Annotated in this window: 6 protein-coding genes and 1 pseudogene; 4 read left to right on the top strand and 3 right to left on the bottom strand. The window is 59.6% G+C overall.

What is annotated here, in order from left to right:
- Window positions 1-25: 25 nt before the first annotated feature.
- Window positions 26-1,063 (bottom strand): NAD(P)/FAD-dependent oxidoreductase, encoded by a 1,038-nt coding sequence (locus tag AC0L30_RS33985; protein WP_473406170.1) that lies wholly within the window; start codon window positions 1,061-1,063, stop codon window positions 26-28.
- 10 nt (window positions 1,064-1,073) lie between these two features.
- The gene (locus AC0L30_RS33980; RefSeq protein ID WP_473406169.1) at window positions 1,074-2,375 is read right to left on the bottom strand and encodes a lysine N(6)-hydroxylase/L-ornithine N(5)-oxygenase family protein; all 1,302 of its coding nucleotides are present in this window, start codon (window positions 2,373-2,375) and stop codon (window positions 1,074-1,076) included.
- A gap of 435 nt (window positions 2,376-2,810) precedes the next feature.
- On the opposite strand from AC0L30_RS33980, the gene AC0L30_RS33975 reads away from it, so the two are divergent.
- From AC0L30_RS33975 to AC0L30_RS33960, 4 genes are all read left to right on the top strand, one after another.
- The gene (locus AC0L30_RS33975; RefSeq protein WP_473406168.1) at window positions 2,811-3,032 is read left to right on the top strand and encodes an MbtH family protein; all 222 of its coding nucleotides are present in this window, start codon (window positions 2,811-2,813) and stop codon (window positions 3,030-3,032) included.
- A gap of 808 nt (window positions 3,033-3,840) precedes the next feature.
- Window positions 3,841-4,311, top strand: coding sequence for a hypothetical protein (locus AC0L30_RS33970; RefSeq protein ID WP_473406167.1), 471 nt, complete (start codon window positions 3,841-3,843; stop codon window positions 4,309-4,311).
- A 38-nt stretch (window positions 4,312-4,349) separates the two neighbouring features.
- A complete protein-coding gene (locus AC0L30_RS33965) occupies window positions 4,350-6,299 on the top strand; it encodes an alpha/beta fold hydrolase (protein ID WP_473406166.1) in 1,950 nt (649 codons plus the stop codon).
- A gap of 123 nt (window positions 6,300-6,422) precedes the next feature.
- Window positions 6,423-12,875, top strand: coding sequence for an amino acid adenylation domain-containing protein (locus tag AC0L30_RS33960; RefSeq protein WP_473406165.1), 6,453 nt, complete (start codon window positions 6,423-6,425; stop codon window positions 12,873-12,875).
- Between the two features lie 121 nt (window positions 12,876-12,996).
- Here AC0L30_RS33960 and AC0L30_RS33955 read toward each other — a convergent pair.
- Window positions 12,997-14,341: pseudogene (locus tag AC0L30_RS33955) on the bottom strand (IS5 family transposase).
- Window positions 14,342-14,419 lie beyond the last annotated feature (78 nt).

Genomic DNA, 14,419 nt, shown 5'->3' with positions numbered 1-14,419 from the left:
AGCGTGCGTTCCTAAAGCCGAGTGATCAATCATCGAGCAGAGGCAGCGTCGCAGCAGCAATGGCCGGTGCCAGACGGTAGCCGGACCCGTTTGCAGCACCGGCGAAAATGATCCGGCCGCCTGCGCCGACCGTGGCGACAACCGGTTCCCGACACGGACTATACGCGTCGCAAAACACACGGCCGGACCGCAATCTCCCAACCAGCTCAGGTGCGTAGCGCCGAAGCACCGCCTGCGCCTCATCGAGATTCTGTCGAGTCACGCCAGGCTGCGGCGCGTCCGGATCGACATCCCAATCGAGGCACGTATAACTAAAGAGCCAATGGCCACGATGCTGCAGCGGCAGCAGGAAGGCGTCCTCCTCCGGAAACAAGACCGCGGCATCTGCCATGCCCACCGGAGCGTCTACATGAAGGGCGACGATTTTCTTGATCCGGATGCCGAGCGGCGCGACCAGCGCCCGCCATGCCGGCGCATTCACCCACGGGCCCGGCGCCAGCACCAATCGGTCCGCCCTCAACGTCTCGCCGGTCGAGAGCAGCAGTGCGGCGGCGCCCTTCTCCTCCTGGATACTCGCGATGGCGACGCCCTCGAGCAGCGAGATCGTGGACCGGAAATCACGGGCAAGGCGACCTGCCAGGGCCCCGACATCGGTGTAGTGGCAACCTGGGACAGACCAGACGGATGCGCCGAGCGGCTGGCCCCTCGTCGCGTGCCCGCAGGCTGGCGATGTTTCGATCGGTCCGGCCTCGACGAAATTGCACCGTGCGGCCTCGGCGGCGGCGCCGAAGGCAACCGCGTGAAGTGCGACTGGATAGATCGGCAGGCTGGGGTCGCGGGCTGCGAGCGCTTGATAGTAGCGCTGGCTCATTTCGGCCATGGCGCGGACGCGCTCGGTCCGGCCAGCCGGAAAATGCAACCCAGCAGAACGCCGCGACGCGCCCGAACCGACCAAGTCCCGGTCGATCGCGATGATCTCGGTGCCGGGGCGCTCGGCCAGAATCTGTCGAACGACGACGGAGCCGATAATCCCCGCACCTGCAACAACGACACGTTCGCCCATGGCTGCCCCCTCACACTGCACGGTGCTGGCGCTCGGACCAAGTGTTGACCGGCTGCCAGGTCACAAAGGACCGCTTTTGGGATGCGCGCGTGCAGCCCGCCCGGCCCAGCATCGCATCGATCACGCATTGGCTGCGCCAGGCGATCAGGCTGAGATTGGGCTCGGCCAACCCGCGTTGCCGCCGCGCGGCATTCAGCATGAAGATGCGCCGGTTGGCCGGACCGTCCCAGACCGCCGCAAAATCGGAGTCGATGCGAACCTCGACGTCGTCGTATTCAAGGCGCGACACGAGCGGTTGGAGAAATGGCATTGCGGCGCTGCGGAAGCCGGTCGCCCATATGACGATGTCGGCGTAGACGGCCTCCTCCTCCGATTTGGTCGCATCATGGGTCACGGACAGCCCCCATTGCCGCCCGTCGTGCCATACCTGCTCGACCGTTCGACCGGGCATCAGCACGGTCACATTGCCGCAATCTTCGATAAAGCGGAGCACGTAAAGTCGCTGATAGATTTCCTTGATTGTCTTTTCCGAGATGCCATCGCTGGCCAGAACATTCCGTTCGAGGAATGACCTCCTGAAATCGGCACCCTGATCGAAAAAGTAATCGGAAAAGCTCGGCATGAAATAGTCGTTGACGAATGGAGAATCGTCCAACGGCAAGAAATTCTCACGCCGCGATACCCAGATGACCTCCTTCGGCAGCAGGTCGCGCTCGCAAGTGATTGCGTCGAGAAAGGCTTCGGCGCCGGACTGCCCGCCGCCGACGACAACGACACGTTTGGCCTTCAGCGACTTGGCCTTGGCGCCGTACTCGCTGACATGGAATTGCGTGGCGCCGATATGATTTCGGGCGCAGACGGGAATGTGGACCTCGGTGCCGACGCCGACGGCAATGTTCTCGGCATGGACACAGCGCTTCTCCGTCTCCACGATAAAATGCCCGTCGAACCGGACCTGCTTGACCTCTTCACCAAAATGGACGTTCTCGTTCGCATCGCTTGCCCATTTCAGATAGTTCCGAAACTCCCGCCGCGGCACCGATTCAAATCGTGCGTTGAGAAAGTGATGAATCTTACCCTCGGCGTGCAGGTAAGAAATGAACGAGAAAGGATTGGTAGGGTCCGATAATGTCACCAAGTCCTTGAACAGCGCCACTTGCAGCGTCGCGCCGGGGAAATACATCCCGTCATGCCACGTGAACTCCGGCTTTCGGTCGAAGAAAGCGCTGAGCAGGCCCTTATACGGATGCAGAAGCGAGGCAAGGCTCAAGTTCGACGGCCCGACTCCGATACCGACACACTGATAGATCATGGCAATCTCTCGGTGATACGGCCCAAAAGGCGTGATGTACTAGCAGCTTGACGGATAGGGCGCGCCTGTAGAAAGCAAATTTGCCGTCGCCGGTTTACCTGGAGCAGTGGTCGTCTTGTCGATATCGCCGGCGTCGACGCGCCGGCAGCATAAATCGGAAATTCCGACATCTTGCTCCCTCGCCACATTTGCCAGATCTGCGCGAACTTAAACTTGGCAATCAAACAAGTTCCCGCACCGCCGCGAAGTCCGGAGATCAGCGTCGATTTAAGATTGGTACGAGAGTCAGTCTCTACGAGAGTCATAAAGAGACGTGGTTGAATTTGGTATTCTATTCCCAGTTTCTTCAGGTACTATATCCTACTCTTAGTTGTTAGGAAAGTATCCGATGACTGGAATCGTGATTTTCCGCTAACGCTGTATGGAAGAGCTGACATGTCTGATGACACACAAATGAAAGTCGTGATCAATCATGAGGAGCAGTATTCGATTTGGCCGGCTGACCGGGACAATCCGATTGGCTGGCAGGATGTGGGCAAGGTCGGCTCGAAGGAGGAATGCCTGTCATTTGTCGAGCAAGTCTGGACCGACATGCGTCCGCTGAGCCTCAGGAAATACATGGCGGATCAGGAAGCTCCTGCTGATAAAGAGCGCTGAGAGAAATCGTCGCGGCAGGCCTTATGGCGTAGTCCCCGATCAATCGATACCCATTGATCGGGCTATCATCCTTGCAATCTTGAACTCGTTGCAATCGCAAGAAAGCGGGGATCGCGGATTAGTCCATCGGCGAAGGCGAACCGAGATCGCTCGCCTTTCGATCTTTGGATCAAAATTCTTTGGATCTAAATTCGCAAAAATTTCTTTTCACAGAAGCATGCCGAATGTGTTATTACAACCTCTGAGAGAAACGACCAATACAACTTGAGCGCGAATTCGTGCGAGCGAAAGGACGCTGCACCCCAAATTGCGGGGGAGTTGAGGTGGGTGCCTGTCCGGAAGCATAGAATTCCTCGGCATAGTTTTCTGGCCCTCTGTCGAGTTGCTCAGAGCAGAAAGGCAAGTGCGCTTTGATTGAATCATTTCCCAGGCTTGCTGAGGCGTCGGCGGCGACCGAGCCAACCGATCATTTGTCCGACGATTTATCATTCAGGTGGCGTGACGAATTTGCCAGCGTCAGCTCCCTTGGCGATATCGAGCTCGATCTGCCGATAGTGAGCTTTGAGGCCGTGCCGGAATGTCGGATCTCGGTAGCCGCTTTGCCAGCAGCAAGCTGCCATATCGGTGGAGCGGATTGTGGCGTGCATCGGAAAGCCCAACGGGCGGCAAGCAATTCCAGGGTCTCACGATCCTTTCAGATGAATGCTAGCGACCGACATGAGTCCGTAGATGTCTTAGGCACAACCAGAAGATTGCGCGTGGCACTATCGCAAGAGACCCAACCCAACCAAACATAGGGAGGTTTTCGATGAACCAGGCAGACCAAGACAGATCAAACGCGGCGCCACACAGAGAGCTGCAATTGTTGCACGAAAGATATTTCCGGGATGTGTCTGAGGCGTGGGCGGACTGTCAGAGCCGGTACCGTGGCATCCTCAACGAATTCGATCGCGGGGTCGAAAAGGCCTTTCAAAGTCAACAAGCAGAGCATTACCGCACCGCGCAAGATGAATATCAACAGAAGGTGCAATCATTCTTCAGCGATCAGACCCTGCCGCGTCAATACGCCGAGGCGTACGATAGGTACAAAGCTGAATTGAAGCGACTGATTGCCGAGTGCGACATGAACGACTTGGGTTTCACAGATATAAGGAATCTGGGCCAAAGCCTGCTTTACGTTTCAACGACGGCAATGAACTTGGTGGCACCAGGTTCTGGCGTGATCGCTGCCAGCGATCCCTTCACCCCACCGAAAGGGGCGCCCGGAGCAGCCAACTGATACATCGCCGAGGCGGACGACGTTGGGAGGAACTCGGCATGTCGCAAGGCAATGCTGTCTTCACTGGGATGCCGGGCCTCCTGGCGGCCTTCATCGCCGCCGAGCGGTTGTCGCGTTCCCAGCGAGTGGCCGTCATGGCTCCATCGGGAGCGTATGCACGCTTCGAGTCCTTGGTCCGGCGGATTTCGCTCCGCCGTGAGCCGAAGGCCGAGGCGGGACAGCTGGAGCACCTATCTTCATTGGAGAACGCTGCCGGCGCGGAAGTATGGCACTTCGCGTCGAGCGGCGAATCCATTGCCGGATCGGTGCTCGAAAACTTTCAGCTCGCCCGCATCGGTGCGCTGAACGTCGTCACGACCCCTTATTGCGGTGGCCAGCGTTGGCGCTGGATTCTGCCGCGAGACGCCTCGGCCGTCGAGGGCAGTCCGGCTATGATCGAGTTTCCCGTGACGAGGTCGTTCCGAACGACCCTCACGCTTGATATCGCCCCACCCGACGACATCGCACAAGAAGGCGTCCTTCATTTCCTGTCCACTCTATTCGATCTCAAGACGGAAATCGATGAAAGGGCTGACGATCTATTCGAATACCGAGGGTTGCGGTGCCTGATTGCGCCGAGTGCCCGGATCAATATCCTAAGAACCGAGAAGGCGGCAGCGATCATAACGGCGATTGCTGATCGGACCGTGGGCGGCAACTATGTTGTAGCGGGGACGGCGAGCCTGTCGGGGGAAGAGTTTCTCGAGCGCGTCGGCAACACTTACGGCGTAAGCCTACTGGCATTGGACGGCAAGGCACCGTTCTCTCCGCAGCTAACTGCCATCGACGAGCTGTTCGATCGACGGTTGATGAACTTCGCCGAACACTTGGGTCAGCCGGACCTCGACGTGATCGAACATGCCTACAAGATCGCAGGTATGGAGGTTGGTCAGGCCTGCCTGGTTCCGACCGAGTTCGATGATTTGGTGGAAGCGGCACGTCAGGCGCAGTTGTCCGAGCATAGTGCGCTCGTTTCGCGCGCATCGGAGCTGACGGACACCGGAAAGACGCATGGTGGCGACCGAGAGCTATCTTATCGTTCCACCGGCAGCAAGGGCGAGGCTATTGTGCTGCTCAATGCTCTCGGTCAGGGACCGAAGCCATGGTCTCGGCTGATAACTCATCTACGCCGGCAGTTTCGAGTCCTAAGTTGGGATCCGCGCGGACTCGAGGAGTCAGAAGCTCGGTTTTCGCTTCTTGACCATGTTGCCGATCTGGCGTCGATCATCAAGCGCGAGTCGGTGACCGGCGTTCATTTGGTGGGATGGTGCACTGGCCCTAAAATCGGGGCGGAATTCGCTCTGCGTCACCCTGGTCGGGTGCGCTCCATGACGTTCCTGAATATGCAGGTGAAGTGTCTTGAGAGCTCGCTCGATTTTGACACGCCATTTGAAACCGAGTTTCAGGCCATTTTCAGCGAGTTGGAACAAAGTCCGTCGACGGCCTCGTCGATAGCGGTTTCTCTAACGTCGGGTGCGAGTGAGGCCGGCCTGGACCTGATGTTGGAGACAGAAACCGATGAGTCGGAGGCCGTTCTCGGTGCGATGAACCGTGACCTGCGAAAGCCTGTTCTACGGCCGTTTCGCGACGCGAACTCAACGATGAGATTTGCGCATCAGATGATCGACTTTTGGCATTACGATGTTAGCAAAGTCGCGGGCCATGTCGACGTCCCGATCTTGCTTCTGGCGTCGGAGTACGACCGTGTCGCAGCGCCCAAAGCGTCGGAATGGGCGCGCGGGTTATTTCCCCGCGTTCGCCTGCTGCAGGCTCCGGGAGCGACGCACTACTTTCTCTATGATCGAGCTGATGTCGTGGCACGCGTGATTGAATGGTTTGCCTCTGGTGATGGCATGCCCGAACGTCGCGACGGAGATATGCCACCCTTGGGTCCCCCACACGGGAGCAGCTCAGCTGATACGGCCGGGTTGCGCCGGGCCGATAAATGAGCCCGGAACACGAAAATCGAACCTCGCCCGATCCTGCGGCGTGTTTTGCGGCCCCCTCTCCGGGGAAGCGGGCACTACTCGAGCGCCGCCTCGCAGGGGTTTTCCGCAGAAAGTGGAGCTGTAATGATGTCCTTGAGCTCTCAGGCACCCGGTAATCCGCACGGCTCCGTGTCCCAGTTCGTCAAGAATGGCGAACGGCGTGTTTGTCCTATGTCCTTCGCGCAATCCCGGTTGTGGATTCTCGACCGATTTCAGCCTGGCAATCCCGCGTACAATCTGGCGACAGCGATCCCGCTGTATGGCCGGGTCGACGCGACGGTTCTCGAGCGAACCATAAATGAAATCATTCGGCGGCACGAAGCCTTGAGGACGACATTCGAAGTGATCGACGGTCAACCCGCACAGGTCGTAAAGGCTTCCTTGAAGCTCCAGCTCAACAGTGTGGATCTGCGTTCGCGTTCCGGTGTAGCGCGGGATGAGGATGTGAGCCGCTTCGTCTACACGGAAAGTCGACGGCCGTTCGATCTTAGAACGGGCCCGCTGCTGCATGCTTCACTGGTGCATCTGAATTCGAGCCAGAGCTGTCTTATGCTGGTGATGCATCATATCGTGTCCGATGGCTGGTCGATGTCGGTGCTAAGTCGGGAATTGACGACGATATACATGGCATTCTTACGCAGGCAGCCCTCTCCATTGCCGGAACTGACAATTCAATATCCGGACTTCGCCGTATGGCAGGCGGAGTGGTTTCGCGGCGAGCTGCTGCAAAAGCAGCTCCGTTATTGGCGCAAGCAACTCAGCGGACTGCGATCTGTGCTCAATCTTCCCACCGATCGTCGCAGACCACCGGTGCAGACCAGCAACGGGTCAGTCCGCACGTTTACGCTGGATCAGAAGCTGTGCGAAGCTCTCAAGACGCTCGGCAACACCAACCGCGCCTCGCTGTTCATGACGCTGCTCGCCGCGCTCAAGATATTACTCCACCGTCTGAGTGGAGAAACCGACATTGCCGTGGGGTCGCCTATCGCCAACCGGACCCGTTCAGAGCATGAATCGTTGATCGGCTTCTTTGTCAACACGCTGGTGCTCCGAACGGATCTCTCGGGCGATCCGACCTTTGTCGAGTTGCTCGTGCGTGAGCGGGATGTAGCGCTGGACGCCTATGCCAATCAGGACATGCCGTTCGAGAAGTTGGTCGACGAACTTCAGCTCGATCGAGACTTGAGCCGCAATCCGTTTTTCCAGGTCTTGTTCGGGGTCCAGAACATCGGAACCGTCGACCGTAGCGCGGCTCCTATCCAGCCGTTAGGGTCCGAAATGCAGGCAGGCCCGGTCGGCAATGGTACTGCCAAGTTTGATCTGACGATGTCGGTGTTCGATACCGGAGCCGGTGCGCAAGGTTCTCTCGAGTTCAACACAGACCTTTTCGACGCGGCGACTGCCGAGACCATGATTGCGCGCTACATGACGCTGCTGCACAGAATTGTAGAGAATCCTCACGAAAAGCTGTCGCACCTCTCCATATGGATGGAAGATGAGGTCATCAACACCGCGCATTCCGCCGACGACCCGGAAACATCGGTGGAGCCAGTGGAAGTCATGGGCGTGCGGATCGCCGCCCATGCGGCGCGCTCACCGACAGCCCTTGCCATCGTCGATCCCAATGGTACGTGCACCTATCTTGAGCTGAACCAACGGGCGATCCGGATCGCGCGCACATCGTTCCTCGCCAATCTGAGTGCTGGCAGCACCGTCGCGGTCGCTTGCGGGCGGCCCCGATCGGGAGAGCTCGCGGTCATCCTGGCAATCCTGAAGGCGGGCTTGGTCTGGGCTCCGATCGATCCTGCCGACATCTTGACGCCAGACGGAAAGCCGCTGAACTCCGATCGGGCGGAGCGCATCTTGGCGACACTTCGGCCGGCATTGATCGTCGTGGACGAAGCGAGCGAGCCATGCTTCCGCCCATTGGGCGGACAGATCGTCCGCCTTGAGGAGGTCTGGGCAGATTCGGAGACCCAACCGGACGATGAACTCACCAACAGCGTGACGCCCGGATCTCCCGCCGTGATGCTTGCCCGGGTTAACAGCACGGTCAAGATGAGCGTTGTGCACCTGAGCCATCGGATGCTTAACCGTGCCGGACGTGACCGCTTCCTTCGCCTTTCGCCGGAGGATCGCGTCGCGCTTCTTTCCAGTATCGGCTCTGATTGCGCGCGGTACGAAATCTTCGGCGCGCTGGCCGCCGGGGCGGCGATCGTACTCGTTCCGCCCGAACTGTCATCTCGCTCCCGGCGCTTTGCAGCATTGTTGCAAGAGACCGCCGTTACCGTCATGTCTCTCGCTCTGGCGGATCTGGTGCGGTTAGCCCGCGAATTTCCGCGGTCCTTGCGAAGCGTGCGGCTCGTGCTTTCCACTGAACGCGGGTTGGATTGGGGCCAGCTTCAGGAAGCGCTCGCGCCCGAGATTCTGGAACGGGTCTATATGGTGTCGGGCGACCCGGCCGCGGGTGGCTTCTACATGATACAGGCGCTGGCGCTTCTCAAGCCGGATGCCGCGGTCATTCCACTCGGAATTCCTGCTGCGGGCGCCCGCATAAACCTTCTGGGACAGGACCTTGAGCCTGTGCCGGGACGCGTGCCTGGAGATATTTATGTTCAGAATGCCGATCTGCGCGAGCCGGGCTATCGCACGGGTGACTTTGCTCGGCTCGAAGACGGGCAGTTCGTCTTGCATGGCGAGATGCAAGATGCTCTGCTGACGGAGCATTTGAAGATCTACTTTGTCGAGATCGAGGCTGCTCTTCGCGACCATCCGGCCGTCAAGGCAGCGGCCGTTGCGCCAAGAGTCCGCCAGGGATTGCATGAACGAGGGCTGGTCGCATTTCTAAAACTGTCTCGGGACGTTCCCGTATCGGAACTGCAGAGCTTCCTCGCTGAGCGGATGCCAGCGCGGCTGATACCCTCGTCGTTTGAACTCAGGCGAGAGATCCCCTACGACAGCAAAGGCGGCATCGACCGACGTGCGTTGGCGGACATGGTCGCGCGGCTCGACGCTCCGACATCCGGGGCCGAAGACTATCTTGCGCCGCGCGACAATCTGGAAATTCATTTGACGCAGATTTGGATGGACGTCCTCCACATGGACGTTGTCGGTATCCGCGACAATTTCTTCCGACTCGGCGGCCATTCCCTGATTGCGACGCAGATCGTCGCACGAATTAGCGATACGTTGCAGGTCGACGTGCCGCTCCAGGGCTTGTTCGAAGCGCCAACGATCGAGCAACTGGCGTCAATGATAAGGCCGCTCATTGGTTCAGATCCTCAAGCCCAGGTCACCACGATCACCCGCGTGCCCAGGGATCGGCCTATCCCGCTATCGTTTGCACAGCAGCGCCTATGGTTCCTGGATCAGTTCGATCCCGATAGCGCCGTTTACAACATAGCGATGCCGGTGCGCTTCTCAGCACCGGTCGACGTGGCAATGCTCCAAGGCGCCTTCAATGACCTCATTGCGCGCCACGAAACGCTGCGTACGACATTTGACACGGTCGCGGACGAGCCTGTGCAAGTGATCGCACCGCTGCTCCAGATCAAGATGCCCGTTCACGACCTTCGCAACTGGCCCGAGCAGGCCAAGAAAATCGAGTCACAACGTCTGATGGCGCAGCAGATGCGGAAGCCGTTCGACCTCAAGCACGGGCCGGTCTTGCGCGCTGAACTCATACGTCTGCGAACGAATGACAATCTACTCCTTCTCATCATCCACCACATCGCCGCGGATGGTTGGTCGATGGAAATAATTGCCCGGGAGCTCGTCGCGTTCTACGAAGCGCGGCTTAGCCGGAGGTCTCCATCGTTGCCGGACCTTCCGATCCAATATGCGGATTTCGCCTGCTGGCAACGCCGATATCTGTCCGACCCGGTACTGCAGCGCGATGTCAGCTACTGGAAGAACAAGCTCGAAGGCGTACCGCCCTTGCTCGAGTTGCCGACAGACCGACCGCGGCCAGCGCGGCAAACCTTCATCGGAGGGTTGTACCCGTTCGTCCTGCCCCTTTCGCTCCTCAAGAGCGTCAAGAAGTTCTCGGAGCAGCAACAGGTAACTCTTTTTACGACATTGCTGTCGGCGTTCTATGTTCTTCTCTACCGCTACACAGGTCGTGAAGACCTGGTCGTTGGTTCTCCGATCGCCAATCGGGTTCGCCCTGAATTCGAAGGGTTGATCGGCTTCATTACGAATACACTCGTCCTCCGCACCGAACTTTCAGCAAATTCCACTTTCCGCACCCTCGTTTCAGAGGTGCGCGATATGACGATGGCAGCGTTCGCACACCAAGCCATTCCTTTTGAAAGGCTGGTCGAGGAGATCCAGCCGGAGAGAAACCTGTCTTACAACCCGCTCTTCCAGGTCATGTTCGCCTTGCAGAACACCGGCCGACCCCCGGCAGTCAACGGCACGCTCGATGATGATATGGCGACGCTAAGCGCGGGCGTAGCCAAATTCGACCTGACCATGTTCCTGTCGGAAACGGCGAGCGACCTTCAGGCCGGGCTGGAATACAATTCCGATCTGTTCGATCTGTCGACGGTTGAACGACTTGCGGGACATTATGGCGCCTTGCTCACCGCGGCGATGAAGGAGCCGGACTGTCCGATATGGTCGCTGCCAATGCTTCTGCCGGCCGAGACCAAAGCTCTCGCGGACTGGAACGACACCGAGGACCCGGTCCAACCGGAAATTTGCCATGTGCTGTTTGAGAGGCAGGCGGCGCTGTTGCCGGATGAAGTTGCGCTCGTCGCGGGGGAGAAAAAAGCCACCTACAAGGAACTCAATTCTCACGCCAATGCTCTGGCGCACCGTCTGATTGGGCTTGGCATCGGACCGGGTTCTCGCGTCGCTATCTGCATCGACCGTGGGATGGATATGATCGTCGCCCTTATCGCGACGCTAAAGGCCGGGGCGGCCTATGTTCCGATCGACCCGTCCTACCCGAAAGAGCGTATCGCCTATATGGCGGCAGACGCTCGGGCCGCACTGGTGCTGACGCAGGGTGCGCGGCGCAATGAATTGTCGGGAGTGACTGGCGCGCTCCTCGCCATGGACGACTCCGAACTCGCTAACCTCTCCCACGACAATCCGGCCGTGCCCGCTTCGGCCGACTGTCTCGCTTATGTCATCTATACATCCGGATCGACGGGCAGGCCGAAAGGCGTAGCGATGCCACATGATCCACTTGCGTCGCTGATCCGTTGGCAAATCGCCCGGTCCGCGCTGCCGACGGGAGCGCCAACGCTGCAATTCGCCTCGCTGAGTTTCGACGTCTCGTTTCAGGAAATATTCGCTACGTTGGGCGCCGGCGGAACGCTCGTACTCATAACAGAGGAGCAGCGCAGGGATCCGCCCGCTCTATGGAAATTGCTGTATCAGGAAAACGTGCGTCGGCTCTTCCTTCCCTATGTCGCGCTCCAGCAACTGGCAGAACATGCTCGACATGCCCCCGTCCTTCCGCAATCGTTGACAGAGATCGTAACGGCCGGCGAACAACTGCAGATCACGCCACAGATAGCTGCAATGATCACTCGGCTCAATGCGGATCTGTACAATCAATACGGACCGACCGAGTCTCATGTCGTTACCGAGCTCAGGTTGACCGGCGCGGCAAGCGACTGGCCGGCGCGCCCGTCGATCGGCCGCGCGCTTCCCAATACGATGATCCAGATCCTCGACTCGCACGGACAGCTTTGTCCGATCGGTGTTCCGGGCGAGCTGTGCATCGGTGGGTCTGCACTGGCGCACGGCTATCTGGAGCAGCCCGCCCTGACGGCCGAGCGTTTCGTCCCGGATGGTCAAAGCGCGAAGAGAGGACGACTATATAGGACAGGCGACCGCGCGCGCTTCATGTCGAACGGAGAGCTTCAGTTCCTCGGACGGTCGGACCAGCAGGTCAAGATTCGAGGCTTTCGCGTCGAGCTTGGCGAGATTGAAGTTGCCCTACGGATGCATCCGTCCGTCCGCGAAGCCGTCGTGGTGGCGCGCGAAAGCGGCGGGGAGCTTCGTCTGTTCGGCTACATTCAGGCAGATCCGGAATCGCCCGTGTCGACGGAGGACCTCCGGGCGCATCTTCGAGCCATTTTGCCTGAACAAATGGTTCCGGCGACATATGTCATTGTGGGATCGCTACCGCTTACGCCGAGTGGCAAGCTTAGCCGAAGCAACCTGCCCGATACGCAAGAGGAGGCGTCCGATTCCATCACCGGCGCGGTCCCGAGGACGCCCGTGGAGATTGCACTGGTGCGCCTGTGGAGCGAGATTCTTCAGGTGCCGAACGTCGGCATTAGAGACAATTTCTTCGAACTGGGCGGGCATTCATTGTTGGCCACTCGCGTCATTTCTCGGATCAGAGATGAGTTCGGGGCCGAACTGCCCGTCCGGCTCATGTTCGACAACCCCACGGTCGAAGCGCTGGCACTTGCGACCGTCGAAGCCATGCTGGAGAAGCGAGGAGACGATCAAATCGGTCGCCGGCTCGCGGAGCAAATGTCAGATGAGGCCGTCTCCAGCTCAGCTGGTCGCTGAATCAGCCGGTCCCAGGTTCGAGCCCAGGTGCGCCCACAGCAAATCAAGCACTTACAGCAGTGCGGACCAAAACGGATTTGCAAACGATGACGTAATTGGTCGTCCGTGAAGAAGGCCGATCTCACGCTGGAACGGTCAGAGCGCCGGGGGAGAGTGCGGTCAGGAACAGGCGCAGCAAAAGCCTGAGCAATCGGATGAGGCGGCGGAAGTTGTATCCGGCGGCGGCGAGGACGGCGTTTGCGGCGTCGCCGTGCGGAACCAGAGGTAGTTGCGGCCCATGCGGTGCTCGGCTTTGAGATGGCCGATGACGGGCTCGACAGCGGCCCTGCGGCGCAATTCGCGTTTGATCCTGGGTGTCACTCCTCGCTTCTGGCCGGAGAGGAAGACTCTGAACTTGTATTCGGGCGGCGCATTGTGGCCGCGATATCCCTTGTCGGCGAGGAGGCGCGCGATGATGTTGCCGATGAGCGCCTCCGTGTCCGGGATCACGGTGGCCAGCGTGTGACCGTCGTAGGGATTGCCGGGCAGCGCCTTCACATGGGTGACGAACTGGCCGCCCTTGGCGTGGCCGATCGTGGTGGCGACGGAGACTTTGACGCCGAACTCGTAAGGCCGATGGGCCTTACCATTGCCAATGCACTCGACCTCCGGCGCGTGAAGGGAATAGACCTTCGGCCCACGTTGACGTTGCTGCTGCTCGCGCACGCGCCGCGCCAGCAATAGCAGCTTTGCGAACGCCGCTTCGAGCCCGCCGTTACCCTCGATCTTGCGGTCGATATCGCGGATCACGCGGCCCAGATAGGTCCGCAGCGTCTTGAGCTTCCGCCTGGCGCGCTTGAACTGCTTGGCGTGGGCATAGCGCTGGTGCTGGATCAGGGCGAACTTACCCACCCGCGCAAAGGACTGGCGCAAGGGAACCCCATGGCGCTGCGCCAGCCGCACCAGCTTCTCGCGCGCCCGGTTCAGAAGCTTCGCGTCGGTGGGGAACGTCACGTTCTTGGGCTGAACCGTGGTGTCGACGATCACCCGCGACAGTTCGGACGGCTTGATCGCCTTGGTCTTGACGGCAATCGACAGGCTCTCCTGGATCAGCGCCGCCAGCCGTTCCTCGCCCATGCGGTTGCGCCAGCGCGTCAGCGACGAGCGGTGTCGAACACCAGTCGGTGCTGGAAGAACTCCTCGCCGCAGAAGTATTGGTAATAGGGGTTCTCGACCCACCGCTCGCACAGCACCTCGTCGGACAGGTCGTAGGTGTGCTTGAGGATCGCCAGCCCCGCCATCAAGCGTGTCGGCAGCGGCGGCCGGCCGGGGTCATCGTCGTAAACCTCGCCGAACCGCCCTTCCAAAAAGCCCCAATCCACCGTGCGGCCCAACGTCACCAGCGGATGCTTCATGTCGATGATCTGATCGAGCCGGGACCGAAAAAGATCCTGCTCCCCCGTCTCGCTACGCTCCCGTGGCCGCATCGAATCTGGAGGGTTCTGTGAGGTCGCGCTCACGCGAGGGCGCGGCAGGCGCTTGTGACGCGACCTCATTGAAGCCGG

The sequence above is a fragment of the Bradyrhizobium sp. MI1.11 genome (genome assembly GCF_055811255.1).
This window is presented reverse-complemented; position numbering and strand designations above follow the sequence as displayed.